Origin of the sequence: Streptomyces uncialis, assembly GCF_036250755.1 — a bacterium.
GTDB lineage: Bacteria > Actinomycetota > Actinomycetes > Streptomycetales > Streptomycetaceae > Streptomyces > Streptomyces uncialis.
Genome location: NZ_CP109583.1, coordinates 7,761,083 through 7,779,471 on the forward strand (window position 1 = coordinate 7,761,083; position 18,389 = coordinate 7,779,471).

The following is an 18,389-nucleotide window of genomic DNA, read 5'->3' on the forward strand; positions in this document are numbered from 1 at the left end:
CCGGGATGTGAACCGTGAACCGCGGAAGCAGGGGCTTGCGGGAATCCGGGCTTGAGGGAGTCCGGGCCGGGGAAGGTGCAAGTCGGCAGCGGAGTCCTGGCCTGGGGGAGGTCCGGGCTGGAGGAAGTGACGAAGGGGGCGTCGAGGGCCCTGGATGATCGTCCCAGGTCGGACGGGACCCCCGTCATGGGACACTGAAGTACGTGCTCTTCCCCCCGGCTGACCTGTCCGGGGGCCACCTCTGATCGACTGGGATGAGCAGCACGTGCGTTTCCTCAATGATCTCCAGCCCCCGTACGACCTGACCTACGACGACGTCTTCATGGTGCCGAGGCGGTCCGCCGTCGGCTCCCGGCAGGCCGTGGACCTGGCGTCGCCGGACGGTACGGGCACCACCATCCCGCTCGTGGTCGCCAACATGACCGCGATCGCGGGCCGCCGGATGGCGGAGACCGTGGCCCGGCGCGGCGGGCTCGTCGTGATCCCCCAGGACATCCCGATCGAGGTCGTCACCGAGGTCGTCGGCTGGGTCAAGAGCCGTCATCACGTCCTGGACACCCCCATCGTGCTGGCCCCGCACCAGACCGTCGCCGACGCGCTGGCGCTGCTGCCGAAGCGGGCCCACAACGCCGGTGTCGTCGTCGACGAGCACCACCGGCCCGTCGGTGTGGTCACCGACACGGACCTCACCGGGGTCGACCGGTTCACCCAGCTCACCGAGGTCATGTCCCGGGACCTGCTGCTCCTCGCCGCGGACATAGACCCCCGTGAGGCGTTCCACCAGCTCGACACCGCCAACCGCCGCTACGCGCCCGCCGTGGACGCCGAGGGCCGGCTGGTCGGCATCCTCACCCGCCGCGGAGCCCTGCGCGCCACGCTGTACACCCCGGCGACCGACGACCGGGGCAGGCTCCGGATCGCCGCGGCCGTCGGGATCAACGGCGATGTCGCGGGCAAGGCGAAGCAGCTCCTCGACGCGGGGGTCGACACCCTCGTCGTGGACACCGCGCACGGCCACCAGGAGTCGATGATCGCCGCGGTCCGCGCCGTACGGGCCCTCGGCCCCGCGGTCCCGGTCGTCGCGGGCAACATCGTGGCCGCCGAAGGGGTGCGTGACCTGATCGAGGCGGGCGCCGACATCATCAAGGTCGGGGTGGGCCCCGGCGCGATGTGCACCACCCGGATGATGACCGGAGTGGGCCGCCCGCAGTTCTCCGCGGTGCTGGAGTGCGCCGCCGAGGCCAAGAAGTACGGCAAGCACGTCTGGGCCGACGGCGGGGTCCGGCACCCCCGCGATGTGGCGATGGCGCTGGCCGCCGGGGCGTCGAACGTGATGATCGGCTCCTGGTTCGCCGGTACGTACGAGTCTCCGGGCGACCTTCAGCAGGCCGCCGACGGACGGCTCTACAAGGAGTCCTTCGGCATGGCGTCCGCCCGCGCGGTCCGCAACCGCACCAGCGAGGAGTCCGCGTACGACCGGGCCCGCAAGGCCCTGTTCGAGGAGGGCATCTCCACCTCGCGGATGTTCCTCGACCCGGCCCGGCCCGGTGTCGAGGACCTGATCGACTCGATCATCGCGGGCGTCCGTTCGTCCTGCACCTACGCGGGCGCGGGCTCCCTGGAGGAGTTCGCCGAGCGGGCGATCGTCGGGGTGCAGAGCGCCGCCGGGTACGCCGAGGGCAAGCCGCTGCACGCGAGCTGGAACTGATCCCGGGCCGACGGCCCGTCCGGACGGCTCCCCGCCGCGTTCGGGGAGCCGTCCGGAGCTGTTCGGATGTCGTCCGGGAGCCGTCCCGCGCCGGCACCCGCCGTCCCTGGGCGGCTCCCGGGCGGTAGCCGGCCGTCCCGCGGCAGGCGCCGGACGACACCGGGCCGGCCCGGCAGGCGCTTTCCGGCGGCCGTGTTCTACTGCGGGTACGGCCCACCGCCGTCCCCGTGTCCCCGGGGCCAGCGAAGAGAAGCGAACGACCCCCGTGCGACTGAACGACCTCGACGAAGCCATCGTGCACGCCCTCGCCCAGGACGCCCGCCGCTCCTACGCCGACATCGGCCAGCAGGTGGGCCTCTCGGCGCCCGCGGTGAAACGCCGTGTCGACCGGCTCAGGGCGACGGGTGCGATCACCGGGTTCACGGTGCGCGTCGACCCGGCGGCGATGGGCTGGGAGACCGAGGGGTTCATCGAGATCTACTGCCGCGGCAACACCTCGGCGGACGAGATCCACCGGGGCCTCGAACCGTACGCGGAGGTCATGGCCGCCTCCACGGTGACCGGGGCCGCCGACGCGATCGTGCAGGTCCTCGCCTCCGACATGCGGCACTTCGAGCGGGTCCTGGAACGGATCGCGGCGGAGCCCTTCGTGGAGCGCACCAAGTCGGTGCTCGTGCTGTCCCCGCTGCTGCGCCGCTTCGCCTCCGGCACCCCGGGCTGAGCGCCGGGGCCCACCGCCGCCGACCTGCGGTGACACCCCCGTAGGGGCTGGCACGGGTGTGGCCGCCGTCACCCTTTCCCCGTTCTTTCCCCGCCACGCAACGAATCGCCGCACGGGCGTCGCCGTACGCAATGAATCACCAGGTGGAGCGCAACGGACGCGTCTTGTCCCGGTGGAACGCCGGAACGTACCGTCGATGTCGTCCCCGCGCCGTTCAGCGATCCCCCCGCGCCCGGCCGGGGCCGTCCCGCCCCCTCGCGCCCCGCGCGGCTTTCCCGTGCAAGGAGTCCCCGCCCCATGACGTCCACGGTGCCCACCGCCGTCCAGCACACCGACGCGCAGCCGCCGATCACGATGTTCGGCCCGGACTTCCCGTACGCGTACGACGACTTCCTCGCGCACCCGGCCGGGCTCGGGCAGATCCCGGCGACGGAGCACGGCCGTGAGGTGGCCGTGATCGGCGGCGGGCTGTCCGGGATCGTCACCGCGTACGAGCTGATGAAGATGGGGCTGCGGCCCGTCGTCTACGAGGCGGACATGATCGGCGGGCGGCTGCGGACCGTCGGCTTCGACGGCTGCGACCCGGAGCTCACCGCCGAGATGGGCGCGATGCGGTTCCCGCCGTCGTCCACCGCGCTCCAGCACTACATCGACCTGGTGGGCCTCACGACCCGCCCGTTCCCGAACCCGCTGGCCGAGGTCACCCCGTCCACGGTGGTCGACCTCAAGGGCGAGTCGCACTACGCGCGCACCCTGGACGACCTGCCCGGGGTGTACCGCCAGGTCGCCGAGGCGTGGAGCGCCTGTCTGGAGGAGGGCGCCGACTTCTCCGACATGAACCAGGCGATGCGTGAGCGCGACGTCCCGCGTATCCGCGAGATCTGGGCGAAGCTCGTGGAGAAGCTGGACAACCAGACCTTCTACGGCTTCCTCTGCGACTCGGAGGCGTTCAAGTCCTTCCGGCACCGGGAGATCTTCGGCCAGGTGGGCTTCGGGACCGGTGGCTGGGACACCGACTTCCCCAACTCCATCCTGGAGATCCTCCGTGTCGTCTACACCGAGGCCGACGACCACCACCGGGGCATCGTCGGCGGCAGCCAGCAGCTTCCGCTGCGGCTGTGGGAGCGCGAGCCGGGCAAGATCGTCCACTGGGCGCAGGGCACCTCGCTGTCCTCGCTGCACGGCGGCACCCCGCGTCCGGCGGTGACCCGGCTGCACCGTACGGCGGGCAACCGGATCACGGTCACCGACTCCTCCGGTGACATCCGGACCTTCCCCGCGGTCGTCTTCACCGCGCAGTCCTGGATGCTGCTGTCGAAGATCGAGTGCGACGACGAGCTGTTCCCCATCGACCACTGGACCGCCATCGAGCGCACCCACTACATGGAGTCCAGCAAGCTGTTCGTCCCCGTCGACCGGCCGTTCTGGCTGGACAAGGACGAGGAGACCGGCCGGGACGTGATGTCGATGACGCTCACCGACCGGATGACCCGGGGTACGTACCTGCTCGACGACGGCCCGGACAGGCCCGCCGTGATCTGCCTCTCCTACACCTGGTGCGACGACAGCCTCAAGTGGCTCCCGCTGTCGGCCCACGAGCGGATGGAGGTCATGCTGAAGTCGCTCGGCGAGATCTATCCGAACGTCGACATCCGCAAGCACATCATCGGCAACCCGGTCACCGTGTCCTGGGAGAACGAGCCCTACTTCATGGGCGCGTTCAAGGCCAACCTGCCCGGCCACTACCGCTACCAGCGGCGGCTGTTCACCCACTTCATGCAGGACCGGCTGCCCGAGGACAAGCGGGGCATCTACCTCGCGGGCGACGACATCTCCTGGACCGCGGGCTGGGCCGAGGGCGCCGTGCAGACCGCGCTCAACGCCGTATGGGGTGTGATGCGCCAGTTCGGCGGCGCCACCGACGCGACCAACCCGGGCCCGGGCGACCGGTACGACGAGATCGCCCCGGTGGAACTCCCCGACGACTGACCCTCCCCGCGGACCCGGACCCGGACCCGGACCCGGACCCGGAGCCGGAGCCGGACCCGGACGCGAAACTGGACCCGGACCGTTTCCCCGCCCGTTCCCGACGGCGCCCCCGCTCAGCCGGTGGGCGCCGTCACCGCGTCCCAGGCGGCCAGCGCGCGGTCCGCGATCCGCTCCAGCTCCGCCCGTCCGGCGCCGTCCCTGGCCTGCACCGACATGCCCTGGAGGACGGCCGTGTAGAAGGCGGCGGCGCTGCCGGTGTCGGTACCGGGCGCCAGTTCGCCCTCGCGCACCCCCTGGTCGAGCCGTGCGCGCAGGGCGTCGGCCCCGTCCCGGCGGATACCGGCGAGATGGTCGCGGGCGCCCGCGCCGGACTCCGAGCAGTTCAGCGCCGAGAGCACGATCATGCAGCCGGTCGGATGCCCGGGCCCGGTGTAGTCCCGGGCGTTGGTCCGCAGCATGGCGGCCACGGCGTCGTACGCGGTGGGCTCCTCGACCAGGGCGCGGCTCACCGGCTCGCCCGCCGTCCGCTCGTACAGCTCGACGGCCTCCCGGAACAGCCGCTCCTTGGAGCCGAACGCCGCGTAGAGGCTGGGCGAGCTGATGCCCATCGCGGCGGTGAGGTCGGTCATCGAGGTGGCCTCGTAGCCGTACTCCCAGAAGGTCTCCATGGCGCGGGCCAGGGCGATGTCCCGGTCGAAGGCCCGGGGGCGTCCGCGTGCCGGGGGCATGGCGCTCCTCCTCCGCTGCTCGCCGTGTCCGGTCCGCCGTCGCGCGTACCGGTCGGCTGTCTTTCTGTGTCGAGTGACAAATATATGCCTTGACGTGCCGGGGTGGCGCGTGAATATATTCTGTGTCGACCGACACAGAAATAGTGTCCGAGGTCGTGGGAACGATCAGGGGAACAGGGGAGTGGGACATATGGACGCGCTGCGGGGCAAGGTCGCGCTGGTGACGGGTGGCAGCCGGGGGATCGGGGCGGCGGTGGTGCGGCGGCTCGCCCGGGACGGCGCGGATGTCGCGTTCACGTACGTCAGTCCGCTCGGTGCGGAGCGGGCCAAGGACGTGGTGGCCGAGGTCGAGGCGATGGGCCGGCGCGCGGTGATGCTGGAGGCGGACTCGGCCGACGCGGCGGCGGTCGTGGCGTCGGTGGAACGCGCGGTGGCGGAGCTGGGCGGGCTGGACATCCTCGTCAACAACGCGGGCATCTTCCCGTTCGGACCGGTCGAGGACGTGACGCTCGACGAGCTGGACCGGGCGCTGGCGGTGCACGCGCGCGCCGCGTTCCTCGCGGCCCAGGCGGCGTCGCGGTATCTGCCGGAGGGCGGCCGGATCATCAGCGTCGGCAGCAGCCTGGTGGAGCGCGCGCCGTTCGGCGGGATCGCGCTGTACTCGATGACCAAGGCGGCCCTGAGCGGTCTGACCCGGGCGCTGGCCCGGGAGTTCGGCCCCCGGGGGATCACCGTGAACGTCGTCCACCCCGGGTCCACGGACACCGAAATGAACCCGGTGGACGCCGAAGGCGCCGACGAACAGCGGGCGCTGGCGGCACTCGGACGCTTCATGGACCCCGACGACGTCGCGGCGACCATCGCGCATCTGGCGGGTCCCGGAGGCCGCAACATCACGGGCGCGGCGCTGACGGTCGACGCGGGCAGCAACGCGTAGGCCCCGGGGCGGGGCGGGGCGGGCGGTACGGGCGGTGTGTCCGGGGCGGGGCGTGCGTGCGGGCCCGCCCCGGTGCTGGTGGCGCGTGCCGGGCGGGCCCGGGGTGAATGGTTGCGCCCCGGAGTTCCCGGTCGCGGGCCGGGAGCGAACGGGGAGGTGCCGGGCCCGGAGCGAACGGGCGGCGCCGGGCCCGCGCCGCCCCCGCACCCGCCCCCGCGCCGCCCCCGCACCCGCACCCGGGTCCGCGCCGCACCCGTACCCGCACCCGGGTCCGCGCCGCCCCCGCCCCCGCCCCCGGGCCCGTGCCGCGTTCGCCGGGGTGGACGCGCGGCGCCGTCCGGTCCGGCCCGCGTGGGGCCGGTGCCGGACGGCGCCGTGTTGTGCCCGGTGCCATGACCGCTGTCCCTTCGGCGGCACCGGGGGCTTCGGGTGGCGTCAGCCGTTGTTGTTGCCGCTCGCCGCCGAGTGGCTGGCGATGACCGCGCCGTAGAACGGCATGGCCAGGTTGGCGAAGATGTCGGCCGTACCCGGACCGCCGGGGTTCTTCCAGTCCCGCAGCAGCTCGGATATCACGCCGACCGTGCTGTTGAGGGTGGCGCCCGCGTTCTGGAGGCGGAGCAGGGAGGTCTCGCGGGCCAGCTTGTTGGTGGTGCCGGAGGCGTCCGTCACGGAGTGCACGTGGTAGCCGTGACCCAGGGCGGACAGCGAGGCGAACATCAAGCAGACGTCGGTGATGACACCGGCGATGACCAGGTTCGGCCGGTCCATGGCGCGTACGGCGGCCTCGAACGCCGGGTCGTCGAAGGCGTCGACCTCACCGGAGCGGTGGATGACCGGCGCCCCGGCCGGCAGCTCGGCGGCCAGTTCCGGCAGCAGCGGGCCGTTGGGGCCCTGCGGCGCGGAGGTGGTGGCCACGATCGGCAGGCCGAAGACCTTCGCGGTACGGGCCAGCGCCTGGGCGTTGCGGCGGACCTCGTTCTGGTCGTGGTCCTGGACGCCGAGGAGGAGTCCGCTCTGGTGGTCGACCAGCAGGATGCCCGTGTTCTCGGGTGTCAGCCGGTTCGTCACGTAGCTGTTGCCGCTCATGTCGTCGTGTCTCCCTCGGGCTCCGGGCGGGTGCTCCGCGAGGCTCCCTGTCGATGGGGTTCCGCAAGCCCCGTTTGTTGCTTGCGCAATCACCTTAACCGAGACAGTGCCGTTCCTATTTCCGCCTTCCGGCGGGAAGGTCAGGTGATCCGGGTCACACCTCGGTGTCGCATGCCTCCGGGCCCTCGCCGCTCCTCAGCCGGCCCAGGACACCGCCGAGCATCCGCAGCTCATCGGGGGTGAGCCGGTCCGCGAACATCCGCTCCACCACCTCGGCATTGGTCCGCACGGCCGCCCGCAGCAGCTTCCGGCCCTCGTCGGTGAGCTGGATCAGCGCCCCGCGCTGGTCCTCCTCGACGGGCGTACGGGTCACCAGGCCCCGTTGCGACAGCCGGTCGCACAGCCTGCTCACGGCACTCGCCGTCAGTACGATCCGGTGCTTGAGGTCCTTCATCCGGGTCCCCGCCAGGGGGATGTTCACCAGCGCGTCGAACTCGCTGACGGACAGCCGGTGGCGGTCCGCGAGCTCCCGCTCGATCTCCCGCAGGACCTCGTTGTGGACCTCCATGAGCGTGCGCCAGACCCCGACCTTGAACGGCCGGGACATCGCGTCGGCATTCGTCCGCGCCATCCCTCGTGCCTCCTCCGTGTGTGTACGCACTCATCCATGTCGCGTCCCGCCATTCTCCCAGGTGGCGGGCGGGAGCGGGGTGCGCCGACGCGGGGGGCGGGGGAGCGGGGCCCGGGAGGGCGGCTCAGCGGGCCGGGGTCAGCAGGAATCGGGACACGAGGCCCACCGCGGAGTCGAGACGGACGGCCGTCTCCGCGGCGAGCGAGGGCAGCCCGCGCAGGGCCCACAGGCCCCGGGCCGCCGCCCAGGCCGCGTCCCGGGCCCGGTCCAGGCTCCAGGAGGCCATGAGATGGGTCAGCGGATCGGCGAGTTCGAGTACATCGGGTCCGGGCATCAGTTCCTCGCGGACCCGTTCCTCCAGCAGGGCGAGCAGTTCGCCCACCCGCTCGAACTCGTCCTCCAGGTCGGCCGGTTCGCAGCCCAGCGTATGGCAGGTGTCGACCACGGCGAGCGCCAGGTCGTGCCCGATATGGGCGTTCACGCCCGCGAGGGCGAACTGGACGGACCGTACCCCCGGATGACCCCGGAGCTGGAACAACGGCCGCCAGCACGCGGGCGCCCGTCCGCCGCCCGCCACCGTGTCCACCGCCGCCAGGTACCGCTCCGCGAACCGGACGTCCAGCGTCACGGCGGCCCGCCGGTCGGCGAAGCCGCCGCCGTCGATGTCCCGGCCGATGGCCTCGGTGACGGTCAGATACAGCCGGTTGAACACCGCGACCCCGTCGTCCGGCCGCCACCCGTCGCCCAGCGCGCGCATCCTGCGCACCACCCCGTCGATCCCGTGCGCCGGGGCGGGGAACTCCTCCAACCGCGTCATGGACGCAGCGTCGCAGCCGTCGTGCCCGCGCGGGCGCCGAAGGGCCGCCGCTTCGCCGGAACGGGGGTACGCCGGTCGGGGGAGCGGGTGCCGTCAGGGGGCCTCCGGGCGCCGGTTGTACCGGTTGAGCGTCGCCTTGTTGGTCGAGGTGTCCTGGAACACCAGCTCCCAAGGGCCGGTGTTGACGTCGAAGTCCTTCCCGAAACCGACCCACTTGCCCGCGATACGGCGTCCCGTCGGCTCGACGAGCAGCTGGATCGCGCCGTGGTACCGCGCACCCGAGTAGTAGCCCTCCCGGGCGGTCTGCTCGGTCCAGGTGCCCGTGACGACGGCTCCGTCGAGCTCCAGATCCATGGTGAGAGGACTGTCGGAGGACCCGGGGAGGCTGCGTACCGTCAGCCGGTTCCCGTGCTGGAGCACGACGACGTGATGGAGCCCGGTGAACGTCCCCTCACGGCCACTGGAGAAGTACTCGTAGCGGCTCAGCCACACCCCGGAGTACTGGCCGTGCGGGGCGACCGGCTCGGCGCGCGGCGAGGCGGCGGGGGCCACGCCGTCGGCCGACGGCGCCAGATCATGACCGCCGTGCCCGTCACCGGAGATCCGCACGGAGGGGCTGAGGCCGGCGAAGCCCGGATTCTCGTTCATCACTGTTCCGCCTCGCATCGCTGGACGAGCCGTTCCGATGTCACCTCTGGTTCTGCCCGCCGCCATCCGCTCCGTACCGCGCTCAACTCGCCCGGAGGGACGAGGTCTCGGTGGTCCGTCGGCGTCGGGAATCACCCTTGACCGCGCGGCGTGGGATGACCAACATGACTACTGGACCAGTCCACTAGTCAGGGGAGACGCGAAATGGCGCTGCCGAAGTACGACCAGATCGCTGCTGACCTTCGCGGTCAGATCGTTCGTGGTGATCTGAAGCCCGGGGACGTGCTGCCGTCGGAGCGGGAGTTGACCGAACGCTGGAAGGTGGCGCGGGCCACGGTCGTCAGGGCGATCCAGGTGCTGCGGCAGGAGGAGTTGGTGGAGACCCGCCAGGGCGTCGGCACCCTGGTCCGCGAGCGGCTGCCGCTTGCCCGTACGGCGGGCGAGCGCTACCGGACCGCTCGGGCGACCGGCTTCATCTACACCGCGGGAGAGCACGCGGACATCCTCTCCGCCGAGATGGTTCCCGCCCCGGAGGATGTCGCGACCGCTCTCGGGGTGGCTGCCGGTGATCAGGTGGCCCGCAGGCATCGCGTCACCCGGGAGGGTGAAACGGCCACGGCGACATCGTTCTCCTGGTTCACCGCCGAGGTTGCCGGGGCGGCTCCTCGGCTGCTTCAGGCGGAGCGCGTGCGTGAAGGTACGACCCGCTACGTCGAGATGCAGACCGGCCGGACCCCTCACACGGGTCGGGACTGGTGGACCGCGCGCCTGGCGACGGCCGATGAACTGCGGATTCTGGAGCTTGAGGGTCCCCAGGCGGTGGGCGAGGTGCGGCACATCGCGTACGACGCGGACGGCCTGCCACTGGCCTACGAAGTGGGTGTGGCCCCCGCCGGACGTTGGTCCCGGACCGAGGAATACCCCATGGGGAACTGACTGCTGACGCTCCCTCAACGGCCCCTGTCCCGGCAGGGGTCGTTTTTCCGCACCTCTTGACCTGACTAGTCCACCGGTGGACCATGCCAGTCAACTGAGGAGAGGCGGTGCGCGATGGAGCGTCCCACACCGGGCGGCCTCGTGATCGACACAGCACGCGAACGCATGGGCCAGGTCATGGACACCGTGGATGGCCGAATCCACCTCCGCCCTTTGGGCGGAGGCCGGGAGTGGACCGTCGACCCGGGTCACGTACGGCCCGCGACGGAGGCGGAAGTGCTGGCGGCGAAGGTCGCACTCGTCAACGCGCGGTCCACGGGGGCGGTCCGATGGCCCGCTCCGTGTTCCGGTACGTCCGGTGGCGGCTCGTCACGGTTCCGCCGTCGCCCGAGGTGCGGGCTGTCTGTTCGCCGTGCGGCGCGCGCTCCGCAGCCGTCGACCGGGAGGACCGGACCGAGGCGGAGGAATGGGCCATGGACCATACGGGCCACCATCCGTCGCACACCGCGTACAACGGGGTCGCCACGTCGGTGTGGCGGATGATCCCCGTGGACGGGACGGGACGGGACGGGACGGGACGGGACGGGACGGGACGGTCGAGGACGCGGAGCCGCCGGAGGAGTCGGAGGAGTCGGACGGCGTCCTTGACGACGTGTGCGGGGCGCTGACGTATCTGCCGGACGAGATGCTGGTGTCGCACCGGCACATCACCGGACGGGAACTGTCGAACCTCGTCGTGCTGTGCGCCCGTGAGCCGGGGCACGACCCCCGGGACGGGCACCTCGGGACCGTTCTCGACCACGGGACCCACTACTGGTCCTGAGTCCCCCAGGTCACACGGCCGTTGACCCGCCGTGGACGTACCGGAGGCGGGAACTCGTCCGAGCGTGTCGTGGGGGCGGCGTCGCGGCTCTAGGCTGGCGCCGGTGCCGCGGGGCCGGGGGCTGTCCCCAGCACGGGGGAACGGTCCGGTGCGGCGCCGGGGGAGGGGAGGCGTCGTGCCCGGCACGCACGCGAGGAAGCACGGGAAGCCGAGGGGCCGGACATACCGGCGGCCGGGGGGCGGGGTACCCGGACGGGGCCGGAACGTGATGGTGGTGGCCGCCTCGGTGGTCGCCCTGCTCGGCACGGTCGCCGGGACGCTGGAGGCGCTGGACGACGACGGCCGGCGCCCCCGGGAGGAGGCGAGGCCGGTGGTCACCGACGTACCCGCCCCGCTGCCGCCGCCCGTCCGGACGTCCGGGCCGCCGACCCCCACGCCCACCCCCTCACCCTCCGCGTCGCCCTCCCCGTCCGCGAGCACCGGCTCACCGACCCCGGCGCCCGCGCCGACCCGCACCACGGCCCCGGCCCCGCCGCCGACCCGCCCTGCCCCGTCCCGTACGACGGCCGCGCCCACGACCCGGGCCCAGCCCTCGTCCGCCGGGCTCTACCGGCACCCCGGGTCCCAGGTGCTCGACTGGGTGCGGGCCAACCCCGGTGACCCCCGCGCCGCCGTGATCCGGGACCGGATCGCGGACCGGCCCGCCGCCGTGTGGTTCGCGGACTACACCCCGGAGAACATCACCGCCCGGGTCCGTGACGTCACCTCCGGCGGGGCCGCGAACGGCCAGGTCCCGGTGCTCGTCCCGTACACCGTCCCGGACCGGGACTGCGGCGGCGCCTCCCAGGGCGGGGCGCCGGACCTGGCCGCGTACGACGGGTGGATCGATCTGTTCGCCGCCGGACTCGGTGACGACGAGGTCGTCGTCGTGCTGGAGCCCGACTCGATCGCCCTGGCCGAATGCCTGTCCGGCAACGACAGGGACCGCCGCTACCGGTCGCTGGCCCGCGCCGGACGGGTGCTCAAGGCCGCCAACCCGAACGCCCGGGTCTACTTCGACGCCGGGCACTCCGCCTGGCACGCGCCCGCGACGATCGCGGAACGGCTGCGCGCGGTGGGCGCGGGTGCCGCGGACGCGTCGGACGGCGTCTTCACCAATGTGTCCAACTTCCACCGCACCGCCGACGAGGTGGCGTTCGCCCGCCAGGTCCTGGACGCCCTCGGCGGGGCCCCCGGACTCGGCGCCGTCGTCGACACCAGCCGCAACGGCAACGGCGCGCCGCCGGACGGGGCGTGGTGCGACCCGGGGGGCCGCGAACTGGGCGCTCCGCCCACCCTGACCACCGGTCAGGCCCGGATCGACGCGTTCCTGTGGGTCAAGCTCCCCGGCGAGTCCGACGGCTGCCGGGGCCGCCCGGGGACGTTCGTCCCCGGCTACGCCTACGACCTGGCCACGGGCGGCTCCTGACGCCGGGGGACCACGGGGGCGTGACGGCTACTTCCCGGTGCCGCTCTCCCCGTCCTTCGGACCGCCGCCGGGCGGGGTGTCGTACGCGGACGTGCCCGAGTCCAGCAACGGCTCCTGGGTCTTGAGATGGGCGGGGGCCAGCGCGCGCAGCACGTGGTAGCCGGTGATCACGACGATGGTGCCCAGCGCGATACCGCTCAGGGAGAAGGTGTCGGTGAACTCCAGGGTGACGTTGCCGACGCCGATGATGATGCCGGCCGCGGCGGGCACCAGATTCAGCGGATTGCGCAGATCGACCCCCGCGTTGATCCAGATCTGCGCGCCGAGCAGCCCGATCATCCCGTAGAGGATCACGGTGATCCCGCCGAGCACCCCGCCGGGGATCGCGGCCACCACCGCGCCGAACTTGGGGCAGAGCCCGAACAGCAGCGCGAAGGCGGCCGCCGCCCAGTACGCGGCCGTCGAGTAGACCCGGGTCGCGGCCATCACCCCGATGTTCTCGGAGTACGTGGTGTTGGGCGGCCCGCCGACCGCGGTGGACAGCATCGACGCGGCGCCGTCGGCCGAGATCGCGGTACCCAGCTTGTCGTCCAGCGGGTCACCGGTCATCTCGCCGACCGCCTTCACATGGCCCGCGTTCTCCGCGACCAGCGCGATGACGACAGGAAGCGCGACCAGGATCGCGGACCACTCGAACGACGGGCCGTGGAAGGACGGCAGCCCGACCCAGTCCGCCGGGCCCACCGCCGACAGGTCCAGCCGCCAGTGGTCGACCACCTTGCCTGAGCCGTCGTTGGAGTGGATACGCCCGAAGACCAGGTCGAACAGCCAGGAGACGGCGTACCCGAAGATCAGCCCGAGGAAGATCGCGATCCGTGACCAGAAGCCCCGCAGACACACCACGGCCAGGCCCGTGAACAGCATCGTCAGCAGGGCCGTCCACTGGTCCTGCGGCCAGTACGTGGCGGCCGTGACCGGTGCGAGGTTGAAGCCGATCAGCATGACGACCGCGCCCGTCACGATCGGCGGCATCGCCGCGTGGATGATCCGCGCCCCGAACCGCTGCACCGCGACGCCGACCAGGAACAGCGCCACGCCGACCACGAACACCGCGCCGGTCACCGTCGCGCTGGTACCGCCCTGCGCCCGGATCACCGCGGCGACGCCCACGAAGGACAGCGAACAGCCCAGATAGCTGGGCACCCGGCCCTTGGTGGCGAGCAGGAAGATGGCCGTCGCGACCCCGGACATCATGATCGCGAGGTTGGGGTCCAGACCCATCAGCACGGGTGCGACGAACGACGCCCCGAACATCGCCACCACATGCTGCGCGCCCAGACCGAACGTCCGCGGCCACGAAAGCCGCTCGTCCGGCCGGACGACGGCGCCCGGGGCGGGGGTCCGTCCGTCACCGTGCAGCTTCCAGCGCACACCGAGATCCATGGAAGAGGTCACTTTCTGTACGCCGGGGATGATCGTGGACATGTTAAGCGTCCGCCGATCGCTCCCCGTCGGACGGCACCGGCCAGGTCAGAACCGGTGCGGCCGGGTAGCGGGCCGGGTGCGGACGGGTACGGTCCGGCTCGGATGTCCGGCGAGCCCGGCACCCTCCGCCGCGCACCCTCCGCCGCCCGCGCACCCTGGGCCGCCCGCGACGGACGCCCTCGCCCGTACCCTCGCCCGAGGCCCCGCCCGTGGCCTCGCTCTCACCCGGGGACCCGCCCGCGCCCCGCTCTCACCCGCGCCCCGTCGCCGTCCCCGTCCCCGTCCGCCGGAACGAGCGCTTCAGGCCCGCGGGTCGGGAACCGCCGTCTCCGCGGGGGTGATCCCCGCGGGGGCCGTGGTCCGTTCCGCCGACCGCAGCACCCCCGCGAAGGCGATCAGCCCGAACGCCAGCACCGTCACCACCCCGAACGACACCACCAGGCTCGTCAGATCCGCGAGCGTCCCGATCGCCGACGGCGCGATGAGCCCCGAGGTGTAGGTGACGGTCGCGACCCCCGCGATGGCCTGACTCGCGTTCGGGCCGCTGCGCCCGGCCGCCGCGAACGCCAGCGGCACGACGACCGCGACCCCGAGGCCCAGCAGCGCGAACCCGCTCATGACCACCGCCGCGTTGTTCCCCGTCACGACCAGCAGCCCGCCGAGGGTGGCGAGCGCGCCGCTCACCCGTACCGTGCGTACCGCGCCGAACCGGTCCACGATCCGGTCGCCCGCGATCCGCGCCACCGCCATCGTCAGGGTGAAGCCCGTGGTCGACGCCGCCGCGAGACCGGCCGAGGAGCCGAGCACGTCCCGCAGGTACACCGCCGACCAGTCGAGGCTCGCGCCCTCCGCGAACACCGCGCAGAAGCCGACCATGCCGATCAGCAGCGCCGAACGCGGCGGCAGCGAGAACCGCGGCGGCGGCTCCTCGTCCGCCCGCGCCCGCAGATCCAGTACGTGGCGGCAGGCGAGCAGCCCGAGCGCGGTCAGCACCAGGGCGGCCAGGGCGTGATGGATACGTGCGTCGGTGCCCAGATGGGCGGCGAGGGTGCCGCCCGCCGAGCCGACCAGGGCGCCCACGCTCCACCAGCCGTGCAGCCCGGACATGATCGACTTGCCGAGCCGGTTCTCGATGTCGATGCCCAGCGCGTTCATCGCCACGTCCGACATCCCCGCGCTGGCCCCGTAGACCAGGAGCGCGGCGCACAGCGTCAGCAGGTTCGGCGCGAGCGCGGGCAGTACCAGCGCCAGGGTCCACAGGGCCAGCAGCCCGCGCAGCGCGGCCCGCGCGCCGAACCGGTGGCTGATCCGGCCCGCGAGCGGCATCGCCAGTGCCGCGCCGATCGCCGGGAAGGCGAGCGCCACCCCCAACTGGCCCGCGCTCACGGACGCGTGGTCCGCGATCCACGGCACCCGGGTGGCGAACGAACCCGTCACCGCGCCGTGCACACAGAACACCGCCGCCACGGCGAACCTCGCCCGGCGCACCTCCGTGATGTCGTGCGTCTTCCCGCTCCCCGTGCTGCCCATCAGGTACCGCCCTCCCGCTCTCCCCGGCCTGCCGGCCCTGGTTTCCCGTACCCGGACCGGTCCAGGAGGAACGGCCGCCGCGTAAACTATCAGGAACCCTGCCTGATAAATAGACCCCGGGTCGCAGGCCGGGGATCGCACGGATCTGGAAGGATCGCCGCATGCCCGCATCCCCGAGTACGGCCCGCGCCATCAACGACCGGCTCGCGCTGCGGCTGCTCCAGAGCGAGGGCCCGCTGACCGCGGCCCAGCTCAAACAGCTCACCGGACTGTCCCGGCCGAGCGTCTCCGACCTCGTCGAACGACTCCAGGACAGCGGTCTGATCACCGTCGTCGGGGAGGCCGGCGCCGAGCGGCGCGGCCCCAACGCCCGGCTCTACGGGATCGTCGCCGAGTACGCGTACCTGGGCGCGCTCGACGTGCGCACCCACAGCGTCGCCGTCGTCGTCGCCGATCTGCTCGGGCGGGTCCGCGCCGAGGCGGCGGCACCCGTCCCCGCCGGGACGGCCACCGAGGAGGCCGTGGACCGGGCCGTCGCCCTGGTCGAGCGGGCCGTCCGCAGGGCCGGGGCCCCGGCCCTGCACAGCGTCGGCATCGGCGCGCCCGGTCTGATCGATCCGGTGACCGGGGTGCTGCGCGGTGCCTCGGGACTGCCCGCCTGGCACCGGGGACTGATGGCCGCCCTCCAGGAACGCGTGCCCGCCTCGGTCCTCGTGGAGAACGAGACCAATCTCGCGGCCCTCGCCGAACAGCGCGCCGGAGCGGCCCGGGACCGCGACACCTTCGTCCTGCTCTGGCTGGACCACGGCGTGGGCGCGGCCGTCGTCCTGGACGGCGTCCTGCGCCGGGGAGCCTCCGGTGGCACCGGCGAGATCGGTTTCCTGCCGGTGCCGGGCACCGGCGGTCTGCCCTCCGCCACCTCCTGCGACGGCGGGTTCCACACCCTCGCCGGGTCGGCGGCCGTCGTCGCGCTCGCCGCCCGCCACGGGCTGACGGCCGAGCCGCAGCCGCACGAGCCGCCCGCCGCCGCCGTGGTCCGCGCGGCGGTGGCCGCGGCGGCCACGGACGCGGGTGCCCCGGACGCGGACGCGTTCCTGGACGAACTCGCCGGACGGATCGCGCTCGCCGCCGCGTCCGTCACCGCCGTCCTCGACCCCGGCTGCGTGGTGCTCGGCGGCGAGGTCGGCCATGCCGGGGGAGCCGGACTCGCCGCCCGGGTCGGCGCCCGCCTCGCCGCGATGTCACCCCTGCCCACCGAGGTGAGAGCGGGGGAGCTGGGCGGCTCGGGTGTGCTGCGGGGCGCCCTGTTCACCGCCCGGGACGCCGCTCAGGACGAGCTGTTCTCCCCGCCCGCCCCCTTCGACGGCCCGCGGACGCTGGTCAGGAAATCCGCGAACGTCACCCGCCCGACCGCGCGTTCCGGGGCCAGATGAGCACCTGAGCGCAGCGCCCCCACCAGCTTCCCCGGCAGCCGTACCGGCACGATCCGCCGCCGTCGCCCACCGGCCGCCTGATACGCCGCCGCCAGCTCCCGGAACTCCAGCACCTGCGGCCCGCCCAGGTCGGGCACCCGCCCGGCGGGCTCCCCGGCCGCCAGCTGAGCCAGCCGGTCCGCGACCTCCCGCACCTCGACCGGCTGGTCCGCGACACCCGCCGGCACGAACATCACCGGCGGCCTGGCGAGCGCCGTCAGCAGGGTCAGCACCAGATCGTGGAACTGGGTCGCGCGCAGCACGGTCCAGCCGAGCCCCGACGACGCGATCCGCCCCTCCACCGCGTGCTTCGCGCGGTAGTACCCGAACGGCACCCGGTCGACGCCGACGATCGAGATGTACACCAGATGCCGCACCCCGGCCCGGCGGGCCGCCTCGATCAGGTTCCACGCCGCCGCCTCGTCCCCGCGCCGCCCGCTCGCGCAGTGCACGACCACCTCCACCCCGGTGACCGCGTCGTCCAGCGGCCCGGTGCCCTTGACCAGGTCGACCGCGTACGGCTGCGAGGACCGGCTCAGCACCCGGACCTCGTGCCCCGCGCCCCGCAGCCGCTCCACCACCAGCCTGCCGAGCGTGCCCGTCCCCCCGGTCACCAGCATCGTCGTCATCGTCCGTCCGCCCTTCGCCACCCGGTGCCGGTGCCCCGGCCGGGACACCGCTCACCACGGAGAACCGGCGGGCCCCCGCTTTTGTGACAACCCCCCGCCACGGCGCACCCGATCGGCCCCGCACGGCCGCTTGCCGGTCCCCGGTTCGGTGCCCGGCGCCGGACGGATGAGCCTGCCGGGGTTCGGCACCGTGTACGGGCTCGTGACCCGGCCCTGGGGGCATCCGCCGCCGTCCGGCAACCGGGCACTGCTGTACCCGCCTCCCGGGCGGCGCGCGCTGGTCACCGGCCGGGCGTGCCCAGAGGTCGCGACGTGGATCGGCAGGGGCTCAGGGGCCGTCTTCAGCAGGCCCTGGACCCGGCGGCGGGCAAGGGCCGAGAGTCCGCCGCCGGGCGTTCCGCCGGACGCGGGACGCGCCCTCGGGCAGGACTCCCCTCGGGGGTCACGCAGACAGTAGGGAGCCCGCCGCGACCCCGTCAATAGGTATGTACCTGCTCCAAGCCAGTTGTCCGGAAGCGGAGTTGATGCCCGGGACGGGTGCCGTACGCCCCTCTGCGCCGCCCTGTGAGCCAGCACACAACAGCTCGCCCGCATGGCCGCGCGGCGACCGTGGCAAACTGGTTGGGTACCAGTAGCAGCGCACTCCGGGGTCGGTGAAAGTCCGAACCGGCGGTTACAGTCCGCGACCCGGCCACGTCCAGTGGCCGGTTGACCAGGTGAAATTCCTGGACCGACGGTTAAAGTCCGGATGGGAGGCAGTGCGCGGCGGGCAGGCATGCAC

General features: G+C 73.1%; 16 protein-coding genes, 1 pseudogene and 1 riboswitch. Of the genes and pseudogenes, 9 read left to right on the top strand and 8 right to left on the bottom strand.

Annotated elements, in window-relative coordinates:
- Positions 1 to 265: 265 nt before the first annotated feature.
- The 3 genes from OG711_RS32480 to OG711_RS32490 all read left to right on the top strand — a co-directional run bounded on the left by OG711_RS32480 (position 266) and on the right by OG711_RS32490 (position 4,418).
- Positions 266 to 1,708, top strand: coding sequence for a GuaB1 family IMP dehydrogenase-related protein (locus OG711_RS32480; RefSeq protein WP_073791898.1), 1,443 nt, complete (start codon positions 266 to 268; stop codon positions 1,706 to 1,708).
- Between the two features lie 265 nt (positions 1,709 to 1,973).
- Positions 1,974 to 2,429, top strand: a complete 456-nt coding sequence (locus tag OG711_RS32485; protein ID WP_073791895.1) for an Lrp/AsnC family transcriptional regulator — start codon at positions 1,974 to 1,976, stop codon at positions 2,427 to 2,429.
- A 297-nt stretch (positions 2,430 to 2,726) separates the two neighbouring features.
- Complete coding sequence (locus OG711_RS32490; protein ID WP_329562097.1) at positions 2,727 to 4,418, top strand: flavin monoamine oxidase family protein; 1,692 nt, start codon at positions 2,727 to 2,729, stop codon at positions 4,416 to 4,418.
- Positions 4,419 to 4,531: 113 nt separating this feature from the next.
- Here OG711_RS32490 and OG711_RS32495 read toward each other — a convergent pair whose 3' ends face one another.
- Complete coding sequence (locus tag OG711_RS32495) at positions 4,532 to 5,146, bottom strand: TetR/AcrR family transcriptional regulator (protein ID WP_073791889.1); 615 nt, start codon at positions 5,144 to 5,146, stop codon at positions 4,532 to 4,534.
- 190 nt (positions 5,147 to 5,336) lie between these two features.
- Here OG711_RS32495 and OG711_RS32500 point away from each other — a divergent pair, with 190 nt between their 5' ends.
- Positions 5,337 to 6,083: an SDR family NAD(P)-dependent oxidoreductase gene (locus OG711_RS32500; protein WP_329562099.1), complete on the top strand. Its 747-nt coding sequence runs from the start codon at positions 5,337 to 5,339 to the stop codon at positions 6,081 to 6,083.
- Positions 6,084 to 6,518: 435 nt separating this feature from the next.
- Here OG711_RS32500 and OG711_RS32505 read toward each other — a convergent pair whose 3' ends face one another.
- The 4 genes from OG711_RS32505 to OG711_RS32520 form a co-directional block, all read right to left on the bottom strand.
- On the bottom strand, positions 6,519 to 7,169 hold the full coding sequence (locus OG711_RS32505; protein WP_073791883.1) for an isochorismatase family protein: 651 nt from the start codon (positions 7,167 to 7,169) through the stop codon (positions 6,519 to 6,521).
- A gap of 154 nt (positions 7,170 to 7,323) precedes the next feature.
- Positions 7,324 to 7,800, bottom strand: coding sequence for a MarR family winged helix-turn-helix transcriptional regulator (locus tag OG711_RS32510; RefSeq protein ID WP_245876880.1), 477 nt, complete (start codon positions 7,798 to 7,800; stop codon positions 7,324 to 7,326).
- Between the two features lie 124 nt (positions 7,801 to 7,924).
- A complete protein-coding gene (locus OG711_RS32515; protein ID WP_329562102.1) occupies positions 7,925 to 8,617 on the bottom strand; it encodes a DUF5995 family protein in 693 nt (230 codons plus the stop codon).
- Between the two features lie 93 nt (positions 8,618 to 8,710).
- The gene (locus tag OG711_RS32520) at positions 8,711 to 9,265 is read right to left on the bottom strand and encodes an XRE family transcriptional regulator (protein WP_405674289.1); all 555 of its coding nucleotides are present in this window, start codon (positions 9,263 to 9,265) and stop codon (positions 8,711 to 8,713) included.
- Positions 9,266 to 9,469: 204 nt separating this feature from the next.
- Between OG711_RS32520 and OG711_RS32525 the strand changes: the two genes are divergently transcribed.
- The 4 genes and pseudogenes from OG711_RS32525 (at position 9,470) to OG711_RS32535 (ending at position 12,492) form a co-directional block, all read left to right on the top strand.
- Positions 9,470 to 10,201 carry a GntR family transcriptional regulator gene (locus OG711_RS32525; RefSeq protein WP_329562104.1) on the top strand — a complete coding sequence of 244 codons (732 nt, stop codon included), beginning with the start codon at positions 9,470 to 9,472 and terminating at the stop codon, positions 10,199 to 10,201.
- Positions 10,202 to 10,530: 329 nt separating this feature from the next.
- Positions 10,531 to 10,692: pseudogene (locus OG711_RS39255) on the top strand (DUF7848 domain-containing protein); the annotation flags it as partial.
- A 41-nt stretch (positions 10,693 to 10,733) separates the two neighbouring features.
- The gene (locus tag OG711_RS32530) at positions 10,734 to 11,024 is read left to right on the top strand and encodes a hypothetical protein (protein WP_329562106.1); all 291 of its coding nucleotides are present in this window, start codon (positions 10,734 to 10,736) and stop codon (positions 11,022 to 11,024) included.
- Positions 11,025 to 11,292: 268 nt separating this feature from the next.
- A complete protein-coding gene (locus OG711_RS32535) occupies positions 11,293 to 12,492 on the top strand; it encodes a glycoside hydrolase family 6 protein (RefSeq protein WP_329562108.1) in 1,200 nt (399 codons plus the stop codon).
- 27 nt (positions 12,493 to 12,519) lie between these two features.
- On the opposite strand, the gene OG711_RS32540 is transcribed toward OG711_RS32535, so the two are convergent.
- Both OG711_RS32540 and OG711_RS32545 read right to left on the bottom strand, forming a co-directional pair.
- Positions 12,520 to 13,935, bottom strand: coding sequence for a uracil-xanthine permease family protein (locus tag OG711_RS32540; protein WP_266517960.1), 1,416 nt, complete (start codon positions 13,933 to 13,935; stop codon positions 12,520 to 12,522).
- A 342-nt stretch (positions 13,936 to 14,277) separates the two neighbouring features.
- Positions 14,278 to 15,507, bottom strand: a complete 1,230-nt coding sequence (locus tag OG711_RS32545; protein ID WP_073791850.1) for an MFS transporter — start codon at positions 15,505 to 15,507, stop codon at positions 14,278 to 14,280.
- 161 nt (positions 15,508 to 15,668) lie between these two features.
- On the opposite strand from OG711_RS32545, the gene OG711_RS32550 reads away from it, so the two are divergent.
- Positions 15,669 to 16,940, top strand: a complete 1,272-nt coding sequence (locus OG711_RS32550; protein ID WP_079184864.1) for an ROK family transcriptional regulator — start codon at positions 15,669 to 15,671, stop codon at positions 16,938 to 16,940.
- Here OG711_RS32550 and OG711_RS32555 read toward each other — a convergent pair.
- Positions 16,835 to 17,608, bottom strand: coding sequence for an SDR family oxidoreductase (locus tag OG711_RS32555; RefSeq protein WP_073792377.1), 774 nt, complete (start codon positions 17,606 to 17,608; stop codon positions 16,835 to 16,837). The two genes, OG711_RS32550 and OG711_RS32555, sit on opposite strands and share 106 nt — an antisense overlap.
- Positions 17,609 to 18,243: 635 nt before the next feature.
- Positions 18,244 to 18,374: riboswitch (FMN riboswitch) on the top strand.
- The last annotated feature ends 15 nt before the right edge of the window (positions 18,375 to 18,389 follow it).

Coding starts and splice junctions, on each gene's coding strand:
- OG711_RS32490 (WP_329562097.1), top strand. CDS start 2,727: ATGACGTCCACGGTGCCCACCGCCGTCCAGCACACCGACGCGCAGCCG.
- OG711_RS32495 (WP_073791889.1), bottom strand. CDS start 5,146: ATGCCCCCGGCACGCGGACGCCCCCGGGCCTTCGACCGGGACATCGCC.
- OG711_RS32500 (WP_329562099.1), top strand. CDS start 5,337: ATGGACGCGCTGCGGGGCAAGGTCGCGCTGGTGACGGGTGGCAGCCGG.
- OG711_RS32505 (WP_073791883.1), bottom strand. CDS start 7,169: ATGAGCGGCAACAGCTACGTGACGAACCGGCTGACACCCGAGAACACG.
- OG711_RS32510 (WP_245876880.1), bottom strand. CDS start 7,800: ATGGCGCGGACGAATGCCGACGCGATGTCCCGGCCGTTCAAGGTCGGG.
- OG711_RS32515 (WP_329562102.1), bottom strand. CDS start 8,617: ATGACGCGGTTGGAGGAGTTCCCCGCCCCGGCGCACGGGATCGACGGG.
- OG711_RS32520 (WP_405674289.1), bottom strand. CDS start 9,265: ATGAACGAGAATCCGGGCTTCGCCGGCCTCAGCCCCTCCGTGCGGATC.
- OG711_RS32525 (WP_329562104.1), top strand. CDS start 9,470: ATGGCGCTGCCGAAGTACGACCAGATCGCTGCTGACCTTCGCGGTCAG.
- OG711_RS32535 (WP_329562108.1), top strand. CDS start 11,293: ATGGTGGTGGCCGCCTCGGTGGTCGCCCTGCTCGGCACGGTCGCCGGG.
- OG711_RS32540 (WP_266517960.1), bottom strand. CDS start 13,935: ATGGATCTCGGTGTGCGCTGGAAGCTGCACGGTGACGGACGGACCCCC.
- OG711_RS32545 (WP_073791850.1), bottom strand. CDS start 15,507: ATGGGCAGCACGGGGAGCGGGAAGACGCACGACATCACGGAGGTGCGC.
- OG711_RS32550 (WP_079184864.1), top strand. CDS start 15,669: ATGCCCGCATCCCCGAGTACGGCCCGCGCCATCAACGACCGGCTCGCG.
- OG711_RS32555 (WP_073792377.1), bottom strand. CDS start 17,608: ATGACGACGATGCTGGTGACCGGGGGGACGGGCACGCTCGGCAGGCTG.